Origin of the sequence: Bifidobacterium tibiigranuli (assembly GCF_022655035.1) — a bacterium.
Taxonomy (GTDB): domain Bacteria; phylum Actinomycetota; class Actinomycetes; order Actinomycetales; family Bifidobacteriaceae; genus Bifidobacterium; species Bifidobacterium tibiigranuli_A.
Window position 1 is genome coordinate 15,648 of record NZ_JALCUA010000012.1, and the last position, 19,139, is coordinate 34,786.

13 protein-coding genes are annotated in these 19,139 nt (G+C 59.5%); 5 read left to right on the top strand and 8 right to left on the bottom strand.

What is annotated here, in order from left to right:
* Positions 1–23: 23 nt before the first annotated feature.
* Positions 24–1,412, bottom strand: coding sequence for an Nramp family divalent metal transporter (locus LKK40_RS09560; protein WP_152581533.1), 1,389 nt, complete (start codon positions 1,410–1,412; stop codon positions 24–26).
* Between LKK40_RS09560 and LKK40_RS09565 the strand changes: the two genes are divergently transcribed.
* From LKK40_RS09565 to LKK40_RS09575, 3 genes are all read left to right on the top strand, one after another.
* Positions 1,411–1,683: a hypothetical protein gene (locus LKK40_RS09565; RefSeq protein WP_304310378.1), complete on the top strand. Its 273-nt coding sequence runs from the start codon at positions 1,411–1,413 to the stop codon at positions 1,681–1,683. The genes LKK40_RS09560 and LKK40_RS09565 overlap by 2 nt on opposite strands.
* A 140-nt stretch (positions 1,684–1,823) precedes the next feature.
* On the top strand, positions 1,824–3,161 hold the full coding sequence (locus LKK40_RS09570; protein ID WP_304310379.1) for an FtsX-like permease family protein: 1,338 nt from the start codon (positions 1,824–1,826) through the stop codon (positions 3,159–3,161).
* Positions 3,158–4,549 (top strand): ATP-binding cassette domain-containing protein, encoded by a 1,392-nt coding sequence (locus tag LKK40_RS09575; RefSeq protein WP_152581535.1) that lies wholly within the window; start codon positions 3,158–3,160, stop codon positions 4,547–4,549. The genes LKK40_RS09570 and LKK40_RS09575 overlap by 4 nt, the downstream gene beginning before the upstream one ends.
* Before the next feature lie 178 nt (positions 4,550–4,727).
* Here LKK40_RS09575 and LKK40_RS09580 read toward each other — a convergent pair whose 3' ends face one another.
* The 5 genes from LKK40_RS09580 to LKK40_RS09600 all read right to left on the bottom strand — a co-directional run bounded on the left by LKK40_RS09580 (position 4,728) and on the right by LKK40_RS09600 (position 12,466).
* On the bottom strand, positions 4,728–5,510 hold the full coding sequence (locus LKK40_RS09580) for an HD domain-containing protein (RefSeq protein WP_152581536.1): 783 nt from the start codon (positions 5,508–5,510) through the stop codon (positions 4,728–4,730).
* A 31-nt stretch (positions 5,511–5,541) separates the two neighbouring features.
* Positions 5,542–6,411, bottom strand: coding sequence for a class II glutamine amidotransferase (locus tag LKK40_RS09585; protein ID WP_152581537.1), 870 nt, complete (start codon positions 6,409–6,411; stop codon positions 5,542–5,544).
* A 126-nt stretch (positions 6,412–6,537) separates the two neighbouring features.
* On the bottom strand, positions 6,538–9,207 hold the full coding sequence (locus LKK40_RS09590) for a KUP/HAK/KT family potassium transporter (protein ID WP_304310380.1): 2,670 nt from the start codon (positions 9,205–9,207) through the stop codon (positions 6,538–6,540).
* Between the two features lie 468 nt (positions 9,208–9,675).
* Positions 9,676–10,632: a TatD family hydrolase gene (locus tag LKK40_RS09595; protein ID WP_152581539.1), complete on the bottom strand. Its 957-nt coding sequence runs from the start codon at positions 10,630–10,632 to the stop codon at positions 9,676–9,678.
* 220 nt (positions 10,633–10,852) lie between these two features.
* The gene (locus tag LKK40_RS09600; RefSeq protein WP_162000800.1) at positions 10,853–12,466 is read right to left on the bottom strand and encodes a glycoside hydrolase family 32 protein; all 1,614 of its coding nucleotides are present in this window, start codon (positions 12,464–12,466) and stop codon (positions 10,853–10,855) included.
* Positions 12,467–12,713: 247 nt separating this feature from the next.
* Here LKK40_RS09600 and LKK40_RS09605 point away from each other — a divergent pair, with 247 nt between their 5' ends.
* Entirely contained in the window at positions 12,714–14,723 is a 2,010-nt protein-coding gene (locus tag LKK40_RS09605) for a sucrose-specific PTS transporter subunit IIBC (protein WP_304310381.1), read from the top strand.
* Positions 14,724–14,901: 178 nt separating this feature from the next.
* On the opposite strand, the gene LKK40_RS09610 is transcribed toward LKK40_RS09605, so the two are convergent.
* Together LKK40_RS09610 and LKK40_RS09615 are read right to left on the bottom strand one after the other, a co-directional pair.
* A complete protein-coding gene (locus LKK40_RS09610; protein ID WP_304310382.1) occupies positions 14,902–15,882 on the bottom strand; it encodes a LacI family DNA-binding transcriptional regulator in 981 nt (326 codons plus the stop codon).
* Between the two features lie 354 nt (positions 15,883–16,236).
* Positions 16,237–16,899, bottom strand: a complete 663-nt coding sequence (locus LKK40_RS09615; RefSeq protein ID WP_304310383.1) for a hypothetical protein — start codon at positions 16,897–16,899, stop codon at positions 16,237–16,239.
* Positions 16,900–17,589: 690 nt separating this feature from the next.
* On the opposite strand from LKK40_RS09615, the gene LKK40_RS09620 reads away from it, so the two are divergent.
* Positions 17,590–19,074 carry an ATP-binding protein gene (locus tag LKK40_RS09620; RefSeq protein ID WP_304310384.1) on the top strand — a complete coding sequence of 495 codons (1,485 nt, stop codon included), beginning with the start codon at positions 17,590–17,592 and terminating at the stop codon, positions 19,072–19,074.
* The last annotated feature ends 65 nt before the right edge of the window (positions 19,075–19,139 follow it).

A 19,139-nucleotide genomic window follows, 5' to 3' on the forward strand; every position in this document is an offset into this window, starting at 1 on the left:
CCGCTTACCGCAGCGTAACACCGTCACAACGCCGCAAACAACGCACCGACGGTCTGCACGATGAGCTGGATGTTTAGCCCGGTGAGCACCGCCACGACCACCCACGCGAGGATGGCGAGCCAGAGCGGGTTGGCATGCTTGCCCATGACCTTTTTGGACGAGGTGAGCCACACGAGCGGCACCATCGAAATCGGCAATGCCACGCATAGGAACACCTGCGAGTAGACGAGCAAGCTGTCGAGGGCGGACTCCTTGCCGCCGAAGACGATGGCGCAGATGAGCACGGGGATGATCGAGATGACGCGCGTGACCAGCCGGCGCAGCCACAGCGGGATGTGCATGCGGATGAAGCCCTCCATCACGATCTGCCCGGTCAGCGTGCCGGTGATGGTGGAGTTCTGTCCGGATGCCAGCAATGCGACGGCGAACAGCGTGCTCAGGGCACCGCTGGCGACGGGGCCGGCCAGGGACGAGTCGCCCAGCGCGTTGTACAGCGAGGTGAAGGTGTCGAGCCCATCGCCGTGGCCATAGAACATCGCCGCGCCGAGCACGAGCAGCAGGCAGTTGACCACGAAGGCCACGCTGAGCTGGATGTTGGAGTCCCATGCGGCGAAACGCACAGCGTGGTCGACCTGCGCTTCGTCGCTGCGGTCCACCTTGCGGGTCTGCACGATCGAAGAGTGCAAGTACAGGTTGTGCGGCATCACGGTCGCGCCGACGATGCCGAGCGCCATTGTGAGCTGCGAGGGCTTCAGGATCGCGGGGGTGGGCAGGAAGCCGGCGAACATGGCGCCCATATCCGGTCTGGCGAGCGCCACTTCGTAGACGAACACGACTACGATGACCGCAATCAGCGCGGCGACGATGGCCTCGATCTTGCGGAATCCGATTTTCGTAAGCAGCAGCAACAGCAGCACGTCGAGCACGGTAAGCGCCACGCCGACAGTCAGCGGAATGCCAAACAGCAGATTGAGCGCGATTGCGCCGCCGATCACCTCGGCGATGTCGGTAGCCATCACGGCTAGTTCGGTGCAAATCCACAGCGCGACTCCGAGCTTGCGCCCGGTATGCATGCGCGTGGCCTGCGCGAGATCAAGCCCAGTGACGATGCCGAGCTTGGCGCACATGTACTGCAGCATCATCGCGATGAGGCTGGAAATCAGAATCACCGACATGAGCAAGTAGCCGAACTGCGCGCCGCCACCGATCGAAGTGATCCAGTTGCCCGGGTCCATATACCCTACGGCCACGAGCGCGCCGGGACCGGAGAAGGCCGCGAGATTCTTCCAGAAGCCCGAGGAACGGGAGGGGACGTGAATCGTCGAATTGATCTCCTCAAGAGACCGCCCGTTCGCGGTCGTCACCAGTGGGCGACGTGCGGAAGCGCCTGTCTCTCCTATATTTTTAATCATGGGTATTGCTTTCTACCTTCGTTTCAATATTACTATATTCGAGGGGTCGAACTTTTATGTAACAACAATAAATACGGCGTGGCGAAACACGCAAGACCCGCTGCGCAATCCTCTACCCAATTCACTACGCAATCCCCCGCGCAATCCCCTGTCCAATGATCGAAAACCAAGCGAACCCGCCACCCAGCGCAAAGCCAAGTCCCTGTTTCCAGCCCCCTTTCTGATTGCTCGCAGCGGACAATCAGCATTGCGCAAGACAACGGTCACATAGCGTGCCCATAGTTAAGTGCGTACGAGATTCACGCGCGGCATGCGTCACGGCTTCGGGGCGTGCGTCGACTACGCTGTAACCGAACGCTGTAACGCGGCTCGAAGGTCCTGCCGCAGGCCGCAAGAGAAGTGGAGAGCTGCATGTTCGTTCTCAAGAACGCATGGTCCGCATTGACGCATCATTTATGGCGCACCATATGCATCGTCGTCGTCGCGGCGCTGATCGTATCCGCCAGCCTGTTCGGGCTCGCGACGCGGCAGGCGAATGACACCGCGCATGGCACGGCATACAATTCGCAGCAGGTTTCGGCGGTCATCAGGCCCACCGCAGCCACGATGGCCACGCGCAACGGCGCGGACCTGTCCTGGACCAAGCATTATCTGTCATGGAACGACTACACTACCTACGCCACGGCAGTGCAGACGGCGCAATTGCAGTTCACCTATTCGTTCACCGAATCGCTGCCGGTGCGCCAAAGCGCATCGTTCACTGCGATTCCGGGCTCCGCTAGGCCGGATTCGAACGCTACGGGCGGAGAGTTCACGCTGCGCAGCTTCTACACGAAGGACGCTGCCGCAGCCAACGATCTGGGAACCTACAAGCTCATCGCGGGCAAGCAGCTCAACTACACCGGGCAGGACAAGACCGGCGTGCTGATCTCGCAGCAGGCGGCCATGCGCAACAAGCTCACGGTCGGCAGCGAGTTCAAGGTCGGCGACCCCTCGAATGCCTCGAAATCCTACACTTTCAAAGTGCTCGGCATCTACGCCTACACAGGCGACGCCCCCCAAGGCTACGGCTCGGATGCGAAGCTCGCGAAGGACAACCGCGAGAACGTAATCTACACCAGTTATTATGCCTTTGGCTCCAATGGCTTCGAGTCCACCACGGCCAAGAACTGGTCCGTGCCCGATCTCAACATCATGTTCCAGCTGAGCGGGGTTTCGGATTACAACAAATTCGTCAAAATCGTCAAGGCCGCGAAGCTGCCGTCCACACACACGGTTTCGTCGCCTTCACTTGAGGCCTATCACGAGAAGATCGCCCCATTGGTTGCGCTGCATACGAAGACGGAGCTGCTGATGGATATCGCGTGGATCGCCGGCGCACTGCTGCTGCTCGCGCTTGCAGCGCTGACGATGCGCAACCGCCGTGGCGAGCTATCGACCGCGCTGATTGTTGGTGCAACGAAGCCGCGCATCGGCTGGCAGCTCATGCTGGAACTGCTGCTGCCCACGCTGCTCGGACTTGCCATCGGCATGCTCGCCGGAGGCTTCGGCACCAAGCCGCTCGGGGCGGCGCTGCTGAGCGGTTCGGGCCTGAGCAATGGCACAATCGCCATGAACGCGGGAATCATTTGGAAGGTGCTCGGCCTCGGCCTGTGCGCGAGCCTGGGTCTGGGCATTATCGCCTCGCTGCGAGCGCTGCTGCTGCGTACCGATACCCTGTTCGAGCCGCGTGAGGAGGTGGCGCGATGAGCGAAAAGCAGCCTGAGAACGCAACGGAGGCGACCGGTCGCGAGAATCCGGAAGCCGTAAACGACACCACCGAAAGGGATATGGACATGAGCGACGACAACGAGACACGCGAGCTGCCCGATGAATCCGCATCTTCCTCGGATGGCGAGTCTGAAACCGCAGCGGAAGGCCGAACCGTGCAGTTCAGCGTCGTCTTCGATGACGATGAGGACGGGGATTTCGCGGTCATATCGGGCGATGGCGGACTCTCCGGTGATAACAATAACGATGACAACGACGATGCGGAAAGCGGGATTGGGGCTGATTCCGGTGCCGCTGCCAAGGCCGATCAGCCCGCCGATGATGTCAATTCGTCCGATGCGCAAGACTCAGATGCTCAGCATTCGGCCGCGCAAAACGCCAACAATCATTCCGCCGAGGCAGTCGCCAAGCAAGACGAATCGGACGACTCGCACGACGCACAAGCCGTGGGCGCAGACGCCATCAGCACAGACTCCGCAGACGACGAAGCATCCGAAAACGCCGCAGGCGATGTCGCAGCATTGAACGCCGCCCATGTCAAAGCGACGCTCGGACTCACCCAGTCGCAGGCCAATCCCCTTTTCGCAGCCGCGACGACGCAGGACGCGGCCGACTCCACGTCCGACTCCGCAGTAGCCCCCACGGAACGCATCGCTTCGCGGCTTGACAGGGAGATCGTCTCTCGGCGCGATGACGCCATGCTGCTCAAGTCCTACCCGAACTTCGCGCTGGACCATCTCACCGTAACCAACCGCAAATCGGGGCGCAGCGTGCTTGATGACGTGGATATGGCGTTCCACGCGGGCAAGCTGTACGCCGTATTCGTCGACGACGAGGAGCAGCGCACGGCGCTCATGTCCGTTATGGGCGGCTTCACCCGGGCGAGCAGCGGGCAGGTGCTGCTGAAAAGCGCGAATATCAATGAGCTGGAAATCGGCGAGATTCGCGGCCACCGCATCGGCATGATTCCGCAGCGTTTCGCGTTGCGCGAGGACCTCGACGGCGTGGCGAATCTGGTGTATGCGATGGACGCCTCCGGGCGCACGTTCCTGAAGCCCAAGCCACAGGTCGCGCGCGATCTGCTCAGCCGGGTCGGTTGCGAGGACATCCACGCCGGCGTCCCCGTGCGCGAGCTGCCCGCAGTCGATCAGCGGCGCATGGCGATCGCCCGGGCGATTAGCTGCGAAGCATCGGTCATCATCATCGACGGCCCTACTCTGGGGCTGGACGATGCCCAATCGCAGGAGATACTGTCCCTGCTGACCACGGTCTCGCGCAGCCGCGACACGCGGCGCAGCGTCATCATGCTCACCTCATCTGACGTCGATTGCGACGCGGCCGACACCGTGTACGACGTGGATGAGTGATTGTCGGCTCACACTTTTTGAGGACGACCAAAAAAAGTGTGAGCCAAATGAACACAAGCCATGTTATGTTTTATCGGCAAGAATAGCGCAATTTCAACGTTTCTTGCTATAAAAAATCGAACATAGTTTGTGCGTTTGGCTCACACTTTTTCTGGCAAGCGCAAAAAGTGTGAGCCTGTTACTGCACGAGACGCATCTCGAAGCGCTTCGCCAGTGCCGGAATATCAGGCGTGCCATATTTGGCCACGAGATCGAGCCATTGGCGCTTATTGGCCTCGCCATATCGGCCCGCCTTCGCGGCGTAAGCCTCGGCCGTGAGAAACTTCGGCGGAATCGACTTGCTGTGGTATTTGTCGGCCACCATGACGACCTCCTGCTCAAGGGTCATCGGCACGTAGTCCCCATCCGGCAGCGGCAAGTGCTGCGCCTTCACCTGCTCGCTGGTCAGCCCTACTCCGGTATGGTTCCGGGCGAATTGCGCCACCGATTCGTCCACGCCTTGTTCGAGCAGATACTCATAGCCCAGCAGCCCATGCAGGATGTAGCGCGGCCCGTCGAAGCTCAACGCGCCCCCGTCCGAGCCGTCGTCCTTAAGGACCTTGTAGGTGCCGATATCGTGCAGCATCGCCCCGAGGACCGCAAGCTTCTCATCCAGCAAGTACGGCGGCACCTTGCCTCCGCTTACCCCATCGGTCGGCGGAACGGCGGGTGCAGCAAGGGACAAGCTGCTCGTGGCGAGGCAGTCCGCTGATGACGCGGGTTGCCTCCCGCCCAGCTCAGCAGCGCCTGCGGGCAGCGTGCAACGCCGCACGAACAGCGCGTTCTGCCGGTGCACCAGCTGGCGGGTGATGGTCGCGATGATGACGCAATGCGTGTGGATGAGGTCGTAGGCCGCCTGCGAGGGCGCAATCGTCCGATGCAGCTCGTCGGCCTGTGCAAGCGTAGGAATGATTCCGGTCATACGACCATTGTAGGGAGTCGGTCCGAATGACTTAGATGGAGCGCAGCCTGAACTGGCCGGTGCGATTCGAGGCGATGAGCATCTCGTTGTTCTTCAGCGCGGTCCAGCCGTCGGCCTCATCCTGCTTGAAGCCCGAACTGGCCGCCACGACGCCCGCAGGCTCGCCGTTCTCGTCGTTCAGGGCGCGGTAGCGTAAGGTTCGGTAATCATAGACCTTGCCGCCACGACCGTAGCGGTTGTAAATCTCCACGACGCGCGACGCAGTTTCCTCGTGCCCTGCGGCGCACAGCACGATCAGCTGGTCCTCGCTCTGCAGCATGCAGTTGTAGCTCGACTTCGGGTAGCGCTGGCGCAGTTCGCGCACCGCCTGCGCCACGGCCTCGTCCAACGCGAATCCGAAGCCGATGTATTCCAGAATCACCGCGAAGAACATGGCCGAATCGCTGCGGCCACCCGTCGAAAGGAATATTTTCTCGTCAACCGGATAGTCGTGGCTGGCAATAATATTGCGGCCCTGCTCGTCCGAGATGTCGCCATTGTGGATGAAGCTCAGCCCGTTGGCGAAGAAGGGCTGCTGGTTTTCAAGGATCAGCGGCAGATTCGAGCTGGCCAGCCGCAAATGCCACAAGGCCCCGCGCGCAGGCTCTTCGGCGAGTTCGCCGAACACCGGATCGAATTCGGCGGCGAGCGTGGAGCGATACAGCCTCGTCCCGGTTTCCGGGCTGGGAGCGCCGCCATCGGGCACATACGGCGGTTCCACCGGCTCGGACAGCAGCGAAGCGCCCCAGCCGTCGTTGTGGATCTCGCTCAGGGCCCGGTAATCGGCCACCGCCTGCGATCCCAGGATGGCGTGAAGGCTTAGGTCGAAGCCCGCGGTCGCATATCCCAGTAATCTGCACATAACAGCCCACTGTAACGCATGTTTGCCACCCCGCACGCGGTAGGGTCATAAGCGATTCCTATAACGGGCGTTTAGCGGGCATTGAACGGCAAGCGCACAGCAGGCGTTCAGACCCGCTCAAACCGTTCAGGCCTTGCCGTCGGTCTCGCCTCTGCGATTCTTTGGAGCGGCTGCGGCAGACTTCTCAGCGGATTGTTCGGCGGCCGTTTTGCCAGGCTTCTTGGCAGTCTTGTCCGCATTATGAGGACTGCTCGTTTTCCCCGTGCCGGAGGCAGCAGACGCTTCGGTGTGCTTCTCAACAGCCTTTTCGACAGCAGCCTTCTCAGCAGCAGCCTTCTCAGCAGCCGGCTTCTCGGCAGCGAGTTTGGCAAGACCTGCAGAAACGCCAGGATTAGCCGACGAATCAGCAATCTTGACCTCAATCTTGCCGCCAGCACCAACCACAGAGCCAGCACCGGCACCAGACCCACGACGGGCATCATTCGCCTTCACGGTCTCGCGGCGCAGGCGCGGCGGCCGGCGCGTGGTGACGAACAGCGGCTGCACTTCGATCTGCGGATTGTAGGGTGCCAGGCCGAACCACTTGATCGGCGAACCGACCAGATGGCGAATCGCATACTTCATGCGCAGCGACAGCGCCTCGCGCATTGAAATATTCGATTCAGGCATCAGCGCCTTGTGCACCAGCACATAGCGAATCGTGCCGATATCCGGGTCGGCATCGATCTTGGGGTACGCCGACTTCTGCTGCGGCAGCTCGCCGGTGCGCGAAAGATCGTGCATCACCTGATGAATGTAGGCCGGAATCGACTGGGAGACCTTGAATCCGATGCGGATGCGTACACGATATATATAGTTCGTTCCGAAATTCTCCACCGAATACTCGCGGGTGAACGGCTGATCGGTAGTCTCCACCGAAATGGCCCACCAGGCGCGGGCGCGCTTGGGATGGTCGGCGAAAATGGAGAAGAAGATGTCAGTGTCCAGCCGCTTCATCTCGGTGTCCGACGTCAGATACACGATGTTGTCGGAATAATACGGGATGCGGAAGTCGCCGTGCAGCTTGTCGAGCGCGGGCAGGAAGTCGGTGGGCCGCATGTGGCGGCGCTGCAAGCGCTCGATTTTGGTGCCGTCATTCCACGTGACCATGATGAGCAGAATCAGCATGGTGAGCAGCATCGTGAACCAGCCGCCGTGCAAAAACTTTGCAGCCGATGAAACGAAAAACATCGTCTCGACGGCAATGAACAACACGCAGAATGCGATGGAGAATAGGTGATGGTGGTGATGATGCAAATAAACCGATAGCAAAATCGTGGAATTGATCATCGTAACGGTAAGCGCCAAACCGTATGCGGCAGAGATGTGTTCGGAATCACGGAACAGCATGAGCACGCTGAGAACAGCCACGCATAATACTGTATTGACGACAGGAATGTAGAGCTGGCCGCGCGTACGTGATGGGTAGCGCACCTGCAGATGCGGCATCCAATTGATGCCCGTGGCCTCGGAAACTATGGTGAACGCGCCGGAGATCAAAGCCTGCGAGGCGATGATGCCGGCAGCGACGGAGAGCGTCACCGCGACATAGCGCACATCAGGATTGAGCATATCGAAGAAGGGGTTAAGCCCCTCGACATTGGCGTAGGCTGCATTGTGCTGGTTGCGCAGCATCCATGCGCCTTGGCCGAAGTAATTCAGCACCAGCGCGACCTTGATGAATGGCCAGGTGAAGTAGATGTTGCCGCGTCCGACGTGGCCCATATCGGAATACAGCGCCTCGGCACCGGTGGTCGAGAGGAACACCGTGCCCATAAGCGCGATGCCGGCCAGGTTGTGCGAACTGAAGAGGAATCTGACGCCATAGACCGGGTTCAGGGCTGCAAATACGCTCCAGTCGTTGCTCAGACTCACCATGCCGACGATGGCGAGGAAGGTGAACCAAGTGAGCATGACGACGCCGAAGATCTTGCCGATGCTTTCGGTGCCGCGCGATTGCACGGCGAAAAGCGCGACGATGATCACCGCTGTTATGGTCAGCGCCAGATTCGGATTCATGCTGAACACCGGCGCAAACGCCGGAATCGTCTTCAGGCCTTCGACTGCCGACGAGATCGAGACCGCCGGGGTGAGCACCGAATCTGCGAGGAAGGCCGCGCCGCCGAGCATGGCCGGAATCGTAAGCCACGCACCGTATTTGCGAATCAGCGAGTACAGCGCGAAGATGCCGCCCTCGCCATTGTTGTCAACGCGCAAGGCGATGAGCACATATTTGACCGTGGTAATCAGCGTGATCGACCAGAACACCAGCGACAGCATGCCGAGCACCGCGCTGCGGTCGACGTTGCCCAGCCCGCCCTGACCGGAGATGAAGGTCTGCGCGGTGTACAGGGGCGAGGTACCGATGTCGCCATAGACTACGCCGAGCGCGACGATGGCCATGCCAAAGGAAACCTTGTCGGGGCTGTGCTGCACCTTGATCCACCAGCGAGCCAGCGGGCCCTTATTGGCCATAAGCGCGAGCCGCTGCTCCTCCTGGCGCTGGGTCTGCTCCTGCTTGGCGATCTCCTCGCGCTCCTCTTTGGTGAGCGTGCGGCGCGAGACCTTCGGCGCGTTCGTGAAGGTGTCGGCTTTCAGCAGGGTGCTATCCGACTGGGGAGGCGCGGGCTTCCTGCCGATTTTGCCAGTCGGCTTGCGCTGCTCCTGCTGTCCCTGATGTACCTGTTTAGCCTGTTTGCGATGTTGGTCGTTGCTCTGCGACCGCTCCGACGCCCTGTTCCGACGCGACTGCACCATGATGCATCCTCCATTGCGCAGACCTCTGCGTTGTGTTCACTGGCCTGCAACCGCTGACGAACACTGTGGTATGAGTGTGTTGTGGTTGTGCTGTAACTGTGTTATGTAACTGTTATGTCACTGTGTGCTGTACTTATGTTATGTGGCATTTTTCAAGCCAAGCCGCCAGTCTATACTGCCTATCGACAGATGCCAACTTCTCTTCACAAGTGGGCGGCCATGCAGCGGTTAATGCGATCAGCTGCACGTGATGCCTATTGCGTGGCAGCGCACGCGGTATCGTACGTTTTCCTTATTGCTCGCGCAGTTCGTATTGGAAAACGTACGCTTATCCGCACTCAGTGTACGTTTTCCAATACGAACTGCGTGACCGTGTAGTACAACGTACGCTGCCGAGCTGCATATTGCATGGGAATCCCTGCGCCTGATCCCCTGTGCGGCGTCCGCAGGCCTGTATTCTTTACCGAATCACACTCCGTACACGGCGTGCGTGGTGCGCCGCGTGGCCTGGGCCACTTCGGCAATCGTCATATCGGTGGCTTCGGCGAGCGCGGCAAGCGTGTAGGGGATCATATAAGGCGCATTGGTGCGGCCGCGATAGGGCATGGGGCTCAGATACGGCGCGTCGGTTTCGACCATGATATGCTCCGGGCCGACGATGCGGGCGGACTGCCGAATGCCATCATTGCCCTTGTAGCTGACCGTGCCTGAAAAGCTCAAATACCAGCCGTGTTCCTTGGCTATCTGCGCCATTCCGGCATCGCCCGAATAGCTATGGAACACCGTGCGCTCGGGGCTGCCGTCGGCCAGCAGCGCCTCGATGACTTGCCTGTGCGAGTCGCGGTCGTGGATCTGCATGGGAAGATTCAGCTCTTTCGCCAGCGCGATATGCGCGCGAAAGGCCTCGCGCTGAATGTCGGTGGCGGCGGCACCCGTGCGGAAGAGATCCATACCGGTTTCGCCTATCGCGACAACCTGGCTTGGATAGGCTTTGGCGAGCCGCGCGACCTCGGCGAGCGCATCCTCGAAACTCGTGTCGTGATACGGCTTGTACGTAACCGGCAGACCATCCGGCCCCGGCACCCCGCGATGGCCGTGCAAAACCGCCTCATTCGGGTGAATCGCAAGCGCCGCATGCACGGTATTCGGGTGGTCCAGCGCCATCTGCACAGCCGTCATGAGGTTCGGCAGCTCGCACCCGACATCGATGATGCCCTCCACGCCGACCGCGCTGGCCTGGCCCAGCAGATCGTCAACGCCGTACACCGGCACCTCCGGCTGGCCCTTCTCCTCGGCCTGCCGCCGCATCTCGCGGGCGAAGGGCACGACCGAGGCCACATGCGTATGATCGTCAACGACATGCACGCCCTCGGGAAGCGGTTCGGGGGCAGGCGCCCAGCTGCGTTTGCGATGATGATGGCTCATGACGCCTAGTGTATGCGGAGGTCTGGCGTGTCCCATACCCAAGAAACTCGGCAGTCCTAGTAGCGACGTCACGCAAATAAGGTCGTTTGCGTGACAAACGTACTAGAAATCACTGGTTCTCGTATTGTCGTCACGCGAAACCATCAGTTTACGTGACGACAATACGAGAACGCTGCTGCTACAGCCGAAACCGGCGAGGCACCTGCGCATCTGCCATTGGTTATCGGGGCAACGTGCACGTCATATCGTTGGGCATCGGGTGCCCATCGGCAGTGCAGAACACTTTCAGGGCATCCTCGCCGAGGAATACGCGGCTCGTCAGCGCTACCTCGCCCCCATTGAGATAGATTTCAAGCACAGAGTGATCAAAGATGCAATCGACAACCACTGCATCCCCAGAACGCCAGTCCGGCGCGAACGTTGCGATGCGGATTGCAGAAGTTTGCTCTCCGGCACCTTGATATAAGGTTTGACTACGATCAAGCGTGATTGTGCCGCCTTCGAAGTGCATGTCAAGGGAACAGCGTCCCGCTTCGATGCGAATCATCGCCTGCTCGTCGTATTGCGTGATGAACTGCAGCCGCCATGCACGCTGGCCGCCCAGTGGCAGCAGCTCGCCGTCCTTGGGCAGACCATCGGCAGATATCTCGAACTGTGCTCCGAAGCATTCCGGTGTCGGCGCGGGGTTCTGTCGCACGACCTTGCCGTGCAAGGTAAGCTTGCGCGGCAAGGTCAGGGAGTGCAGCCAGCCCGCACTCGTCAACGAGGGCAGGCCGTCCTCTCCTGCATTGCCAGCCCATCCGATGAGCAGCATGGACCCGTCTGGGCCCGCGAAACATTGCGGCGCATAGAATTCTGTTCCACCGTCGAGTTCGCGGAATCGCGTGCAGTTACGAAGAACGTTGCCATCAAGATCGCCTATGACGTAGCCGCATTGGAATGTGTTCTGGAACCGTTCGCCATCGCGCCTGAGTCCTTGCGGGCACCACAGCGCCACGGTTCGCTCGCGGCCGGAGACTTCGTCCTTAAGCGTGAAAATATTGGGGCATTCCCACATAAAACCGAAGTCGGCGAGCTCTTCCGCGTCTGGGCCTGCGAACTGCAATTCGCCGTCGAAACGCCAGTCACGCAGGTTCGGCGACGAGAATAGTGCGATGGCACCGCTTTCGTTGGCTCGCTGTGCACCGAGGCACATCCGGTAAGCGGCATCCGGCGAGGCGCTGAACGAGTCGCCGGGCCGGCCAAAGACCATCGGGTCACGGAAATGGGCGGTATAGCCACCCGGGATGACTGGGATGACTGGATTGTCCGGCCACTTCTCGCAGCGCCAGATGGGCAGCGCATCGTCGGCCTTCTGCGCTGACAGGCTGCGCCCAGCCTCACCCCTCACCGCCACACCGTTCTTAGCCCCACCGCCCTCGGTCATATCGAAAGCACATTGGTATGCATGCCGCGCGCCGGACGGATCCTTGACATTGCCGGTGTACAAGCATGTGACGTGGTCGCCGAAAGCGACAGCGCTGCCGGAGTAGCACCCGTCCTTGTCATACCAACGCTCTGGTGCGATGGCTGGCTCAACGTGCTGCCAATGGATGAGATCAGCTGACACCGCATGCCCCCAGTACACAGCTTTCGCCTCTGGAACGTAAGGGCCCCACTGGTAGAACACGTGATATCGGCCGTGCCAGTAGACCAGGCCATTCGGGTCGTTCAAGCGGCCAACGGGCGCAGCAATGTGCCAGACTGGGTAGTCGTGGTCGTTATGAACGCGCTCCAACGCCGCTCGGCGTCGGGCGTCCGCAAGATCCAAAAGATCATATTCTGTCGGTTGCACGATTTCATTATAGACCAATATGACAATCGTTTGCTATAGGCTAAGTTCCGGCAACACGTGCAGCACCCACTGTGGTTAGCCATACAAACAGACAGCCATACGTTTAGAATCGACACGCACACGTCGTCTCGATATGTCAATCGTTTGACATATTTACATAAATCCGTTATCCTGAGACTCGACAGCTTGTTTACCCGCTGTCAACCCAATGTCATGTAACCGCGTGTTGTTCACCGAGGAGCGAATCATGCAACATAAACAGGTAGCCAAGGACGTCCTAGCGGCGCTCGGCGGCCCGAAGAATATTCAGGCAGCGGCGCACTGCGCAACGAGACTGCGCATTGTCACCATCGATAAAACGGCCATTGACCAGCAGGCGCTTGACGCGAACCCTGATGTCAAAGGCACATTCGAGGCCGGCGGGCAGTTCCAGATCATCATCGGGCCAGGTGACGTCGACAAGGTATACGACGCCCTCATCAGCGAGGCCGGCATAACCGGAGCCACAAAGGACGAAGTCAAGCAAGTCGCGGGCCAGCAGGGCAACTGGGCCGTTCGGTTCATTAAGACGCTTGCTGATATCTTCGTGCCAATCCTGCCCGCGCTGATTGCTGGCGGCCTGCTCATGGCGTTGCACAACATCATCGGACCAGGCGGCTTGCTCGGTAAGGATGGGCTACCCGGAATCTGGCCAGCTACCGCAGGCATCATCGACCTCGTCAACATGCTTGCTGCGGCCGCATTCACCTTCCTGCCCATTATCGCCGCGTTCTCGGCCGCGAAGCGCTTCGGCGCGAATCCGTATCTCGGCGCGACGATTGGCGCAGCGATGGTCATGCCTCAACTGGTGAACGGATATAATGTTGCAGCTACAGTTCAGGCAGGGAAGATGCCGTTCTGGGATGTCTTTGGGCTCCACGTCGCACAGGCGGGGTACCAAGGTTCAGTCATCCCCGTCCTTGCCGTCGTATATCTCATGTCGGTTGTCGAGAAGCTGTTCCACAAACTGCTGCGCGGCACGATCGACTTCCTCTTCACGCCGATGATCACCATTCTGATCACCGGTCTGGCAACGTTCATTTTCGTCGGCCCGATCATGCGCACGGTCAGCGACGCCCTGACGAATGGCATCCTGTGGCTCTATTCGTCCACGGGAATCTTCGGCGGCGCGGTCTTCGGCTTCTTCTATTCGCTTATCGTCGTCACCGGCCTGCACCAGAGCTTCCCTCCGGTGGAACTGGCGCTGTTCGAAAAGGGCGGATCTTTTATCTTCGCGACCGCATCTATGGCGAATGTCGCGCAGGGAGCTGCCTGCCTCGCGGTCTTCCTGCTCATGAAGAAAAAGAGCAAGCTGCGCGCACTCGCCGGCGGGTCGAGTTTCTCAGCGCTGCTGGGCATCACCGAACCGGCTATCTTCGGCGTGACCCTGCGCATGCGGTTCCCGTTCTTCATCGGCATGTGCGCCACGGCGGTTTCCGGTGCCCTGATCAGCTACTTCCACGTCGTGGCAACGGCGCTTGGCGCGGCCGGTCTTCTGGGCTTCGTCTCGATCAAGACCCAGCGCATTCCGGAGTTCTTCCTCTGCATGGTGGTCAGCTTCGTGCTATCGTTCGGCGCGACTTACGCATACGGAAAATACCGCTTGCACAAGGGGCTTCCGCTCGACCCGGACGCGCCGCTCGCCAGCGCTGAAAACGACAGCACCGACAGCATCAACGCTCCGGAGCCGATTCCGGGCGCTACAACAGACTTCGATGTGACTTCGCCGGTCAACGGCGACATTATGGCGTTGTCCGACGTGCATGATGCGTCCTTTGCCCAAGGACTGCTCGGCCCAGGTGTTGCTGTTGCGCCGCGCGAAGGCGATGTCGTCTCGCCAGTCGATGGCGTCGTGCGCGTCGCATTCCCCACCGGGCACGCCTACGGGCTGCAGAGTGCGAGCGGCATCGAATTGCTCATTCACATCGGTTTGGACACGGTGACTCTCAACGGCAAGTACTTCGAGCCCCAGGTCAAGGCCGGCGACTTCGTCCGCCGCGGCGACGTGTTGGCGCACGTCGATTGGGAAGGCCTGAAGTCAGAGGGCTTTGACATCACGACGCCAATCGTGGTCACGAACGCCGCGACGTTCGCGGACGTTACCGTTCCGCAGCGCGAGAAACCAGCCATTTCGACCAACGATGTCGTTCTGAGCGTCGAGAACAAGCTCGTGGCCGAGTCCACGGCTGCGTCGGAAGAGCAGCAGCAACAGGCGTAGCTGGGCATGCTTCACATGCAGCAGCGTGCTTCATGCTGTGAAGTACGCTGCTGCCATACTGTCATACATACTGCTGCATGCGTTTGGGCCCGCACGGATCCGCCTAGGACCATGCGTATTCGCGGTGCGTATTCGCGGTGCGTATTCGCGGCACTCGCGCCGCTCACGCCGCCTGCGGCTACGCCGTCCATCCTCGATGCATGTCGACGGGCAGCACAATCTCGTCGGGCGGCCTGACCGACGCTGTGGCACCGATGCGCGCAAGCAGCACGGAAACGGCACGCTCGGCAATGCGGTCGATCGGCTGCACGACGGTGGTCAGACCAGGAACGGATTGCGTGACCATCGGCGTGCCGTCATACCCGACGATTTTGAGGGCATCAGGAACCTCAATGCTTCGCCGCTTCGCCCATTCAAGCGCGAGCAGCGCCGTGAGATCGTCAGTGGCGAACAGGCCGTCAAGCCCGGATTGGCGATCGAGCCAATCGAACAATCGCGCCTGCCTAGCCTGCCGTGGCGTATCGAAGCCGTATTCGAAGACATTCGGCGTAATGCCAGCGGCCTTGAGCGCTGTCCGATATGCCCCGGCGCGGGCATTCTGCGGCGAATCCGTTGCGGTAACCAGCACGATCGATCGGCATCCCTGGTTGATCAAAAGCTCGGTGGCGATGCGCCCGCCCATCGCATTGTCGCTGCGGACGTTGGGGATATGCGCGCCCATCTGCCGGTCGACAGCGACGATTGGCAGGGTCGCATGGGCATAGCCATCAATGAGATCGTTATGCGCGCTCGTGATGATGCCGTCGACCTGATTCGCCTGAAGCAGGTCGAGGTACGCGCGTTCCTGCTCAGCCTGCCCTTGGCTGTTGCACAACAGCATCTTGTAGCCGGAGGTGGCGAGGGCGCCTTCAATCGCAGCGGCGAGTTCGCCGAAGAACGGGTTGGCGACCGTCGGGACGATGAGACCGATGAGATACGTGCGCTGGCCAAGCAATGATCGTGCGATTTCGTTCGGCCGGTATCCAAGCTCATCGATCGCCTGATGCACGGCCTGCTTCGTCGCGGCGCTCAAATACCCGCGATTGTTGAGAACCCTCGATACTGTCGTGACCGACACGCCAGCGCGCTTCGCCACATCGCTGAGCTTCGGTTTGGCCATGTTTCTCGTTTCAACGGGTCTGTGCTGTTACTGTACTATCGGCGGCTGGCGCTCGTCGTGCAACAAGGCACCAGCCAACGTCAACGTCTTAGCCCAAGTCTACTGGGCTGCAGGACTCCCCATTGGCGGGTGATTCGCCAAGTCCCTGCCCGCCGTGCCCACTGGGCTCCCGTGCTCCCGTGCCCCCGTGCCCCCGTGCCCAGCATGCCGATACGCGAGAACTCGATGCCCACTAGTAGCGACGTCACGCAAACGAGTCTGTTTGCGTGACAAACGTACTAGGAATCACTGGTTCTCGTATTGTCGTCACGCAAACAAGCAGTTTTGCGTGACGACAATACGAGAACGAAGCCGCTACAGCCGGAAGCGGCGAGGCACCTGCGCATCAGTGAGCAGCGATACTATCTTTTCGCGGTTGAACAGGTCATCGTAATCGAAACGAATGATAATGCTCACGCCAGCCGCCATAAGAACCTGTTCACGTCGATTCTGCTGGTTCACAATGGCTTTGATGGTGCGACGCCCCGTCATGCTCGGATCTACGTACTTCGCCATGCCGTCATATTCGACCACGACAATCCGGCCATCCGGAAGCGTCCATGAAAAATCGACGCGGCATCGTTCTGCGCCATTGCGCGGGTTCACGAATACACGCTGCAAGTCAGGAGGCACGAACCCCTCTTCAATGGTCGCACCGCGGAGCATCGACTCGCCGCCGTTCTCGCTGCGCGGATCGACATAGGTCAGCAGCAGTTCGATAGCTGCGCAATCACCATGCATCGCTGCGCACGCCGCCCTCACCTCATCTGCTGTGACCGCCGTCAAGGCAAAGGCCGAGTCGAATATGGCAAGAGCTTGACAAAACGGCAGCAGCATTCCGCAGTCAACCAACGTACGGGCAATCGACGTCACGCGAACCCCGCCAATAACGCACACCGGAATCGTCGCCATATAAATACGGTTGAGATTCGTGCTATGCAGTTTCCCGGATTTATTCGCAGTATCGGCGATATACACGCCTGCACGGTGAATGGACCACTGATGCTCAAAGCCGTGGAACGCCGCAGAAGTCGGCCCTGCAAACACCCATGACGGGTGAAGAATCATGAGCGCCCTTGCAATATGCATGGTTTTCTGCGTCAGATTGAGCAACGCCCAATACTCCGCATCTGCGAATATGCCTCGATACGGACTGACTACCTGCTTGCAGTGAACTCGCCGGAGCAAAGCCATCTGGTCGGCATGATTCTGCGCAATGGCACATCGCTGATGGTCGCTCGCCGTCGTCAGCAGTCGAGTAATGCGTGAATGAGTCCTCATAGCAATTCACACTACGGCTCATCAGTCAGGCAGCAGAGAGTTTCCGGGCATTGTGGAAAAAGGCTACCATTCCGGCGTGTTGTGGATAGAGTGTGGACAACTCAGACGCGAATATTCCGAATGTGGATAACTCCGAAGCATGCGCCCCATCCACTAGTACGTTTGTCACGCAAATGAGGCTGTTTGCGTGACAACCGTACTAGTACCAGCCAGTCCTAGTAGAAACATCACGCGAATAGGGTCGTTTGCGTGACAAACGTACTAGTAACCTGCCTGATTAATGAACTTGCCACCTACTTACCACCTACTTACCACTTAACTTAACACTTAACCGGGTATATGGTAAGTTAAGTGGTAAGTTAAGTGGTAAGTTCGAGAGGGTTGTCAATGACCGCAGAAGAGCTCCGCACACTCATTGAGTCGATGCGTCAGATCGGCAACGATACCCAGACCTGCGAGGTCAAGGAAAGCGCACGCAAGATATCGTCTTCACTCGTTGAAACGCTTTCCGCCTTCTCGAACGGGAATGGCGGCACCGTAATCCTCGGCATTTCCGAGCAAAACGGCTTTACCCCCGTGCCAGAGTTCAACGCACGCGCCATGCAGGATGCGTTCATTTCGCAATGCGACAAGCTCACTCCAATCGTCAGGCCGGTCATCGAGATTCTGCCATTCGAAGATACCCTTGTACTCTGCGCCCGAATCGAGGAGATGCTGCCAAGAGACAAGCCATGCTACATAACCGAACGCGGCCAGTATCGCGGCTCGTACATTCGCACTGGCGACGGCGACATGCGATTGAGCAGCTACGAGGTCGACCGACTGCTGGAAGAGCACGAACAGCCGAATTTCGATAACGACATTGTGGCTGACGCGACCATCGACGATCTCGACCAACACCTTGTTGAATCATTCATCAGGCGTCAACGCGAACTGCATCCTCGCATTCTCGGCACCAAAAGCGACGAGGATCTTCTGCTGGATCTGCATGTCCTCCGCCAAGATGAAAACCATCATATGAGGCCGACGCTTGCCGGCATCATGGCGCTGGGAACCTTCCCGCAAAAATACTATCCGCGTTTGAACGCCACATTCACCGCCTTCCCCGGAACCACGAAGTCCGAACGCACTAGCGATGGCCGCCGATTCCTCGACACGCAGACCATAATCGGCCCCATTCCAGCGATGGTTGCGGATGCCATCGCCGCTGTAGCTCGAAATACGAGAAACGGTGCCATCATCGAAGGCGCATTCCGCAAGGACGTACCCGACTATCCCGTCGCCGCAGTGCGCGAAGCCCTCTCCAACGCGCTGATGCATCGTGACTACTCGCCGGCGGCTCGCGGCTCGCAAGTGCAGGTGAACCTGTATGCCGATCGATTGGAAATACTCAATCCAGGAGGGTTATTCGGCGCAGTGACCGTTCGCACCCTAGGTCAGGAGGGCGTTTCAGCCTCGCGAAACCAATGGCTGTCCAACATTTTGGAGACCACGTCATACCCCGATGGCGGGTATGTTGTGGAAAACCGGGGAACGGGATATCGCGAAATCGAGGATCAGCTCGAAAGCGCCCTGATGAGCCCGCCGCACCCCAAGGACACCATTGCATATTTCAGCTTGACTATGGATAAACGCCGGATAACAGCAAGCGAATTGTCCTCACAATCTAGCGAGAACGTCGATCAAGCGATTCTGGATGCGCTGCGCAAGCGGCATTCCGTTTCCGCGAAAGACTTGGTCGGCATCTCAGGGCTTTCAAGAACGACAATCAACAATCATGTCAAAAACCTCATCGAACAGGGTCTTATCGAACCGACCGAACCAGCACGAAGCCCGAAGCAACGGTACAGAATCGCGCCGTCAGACAAATAACGCATACTCAGGCGGCTAGGGCAATCGGTTGAATCTGGCCGTTTGTGGCTTAGCGGCTTGCCCGG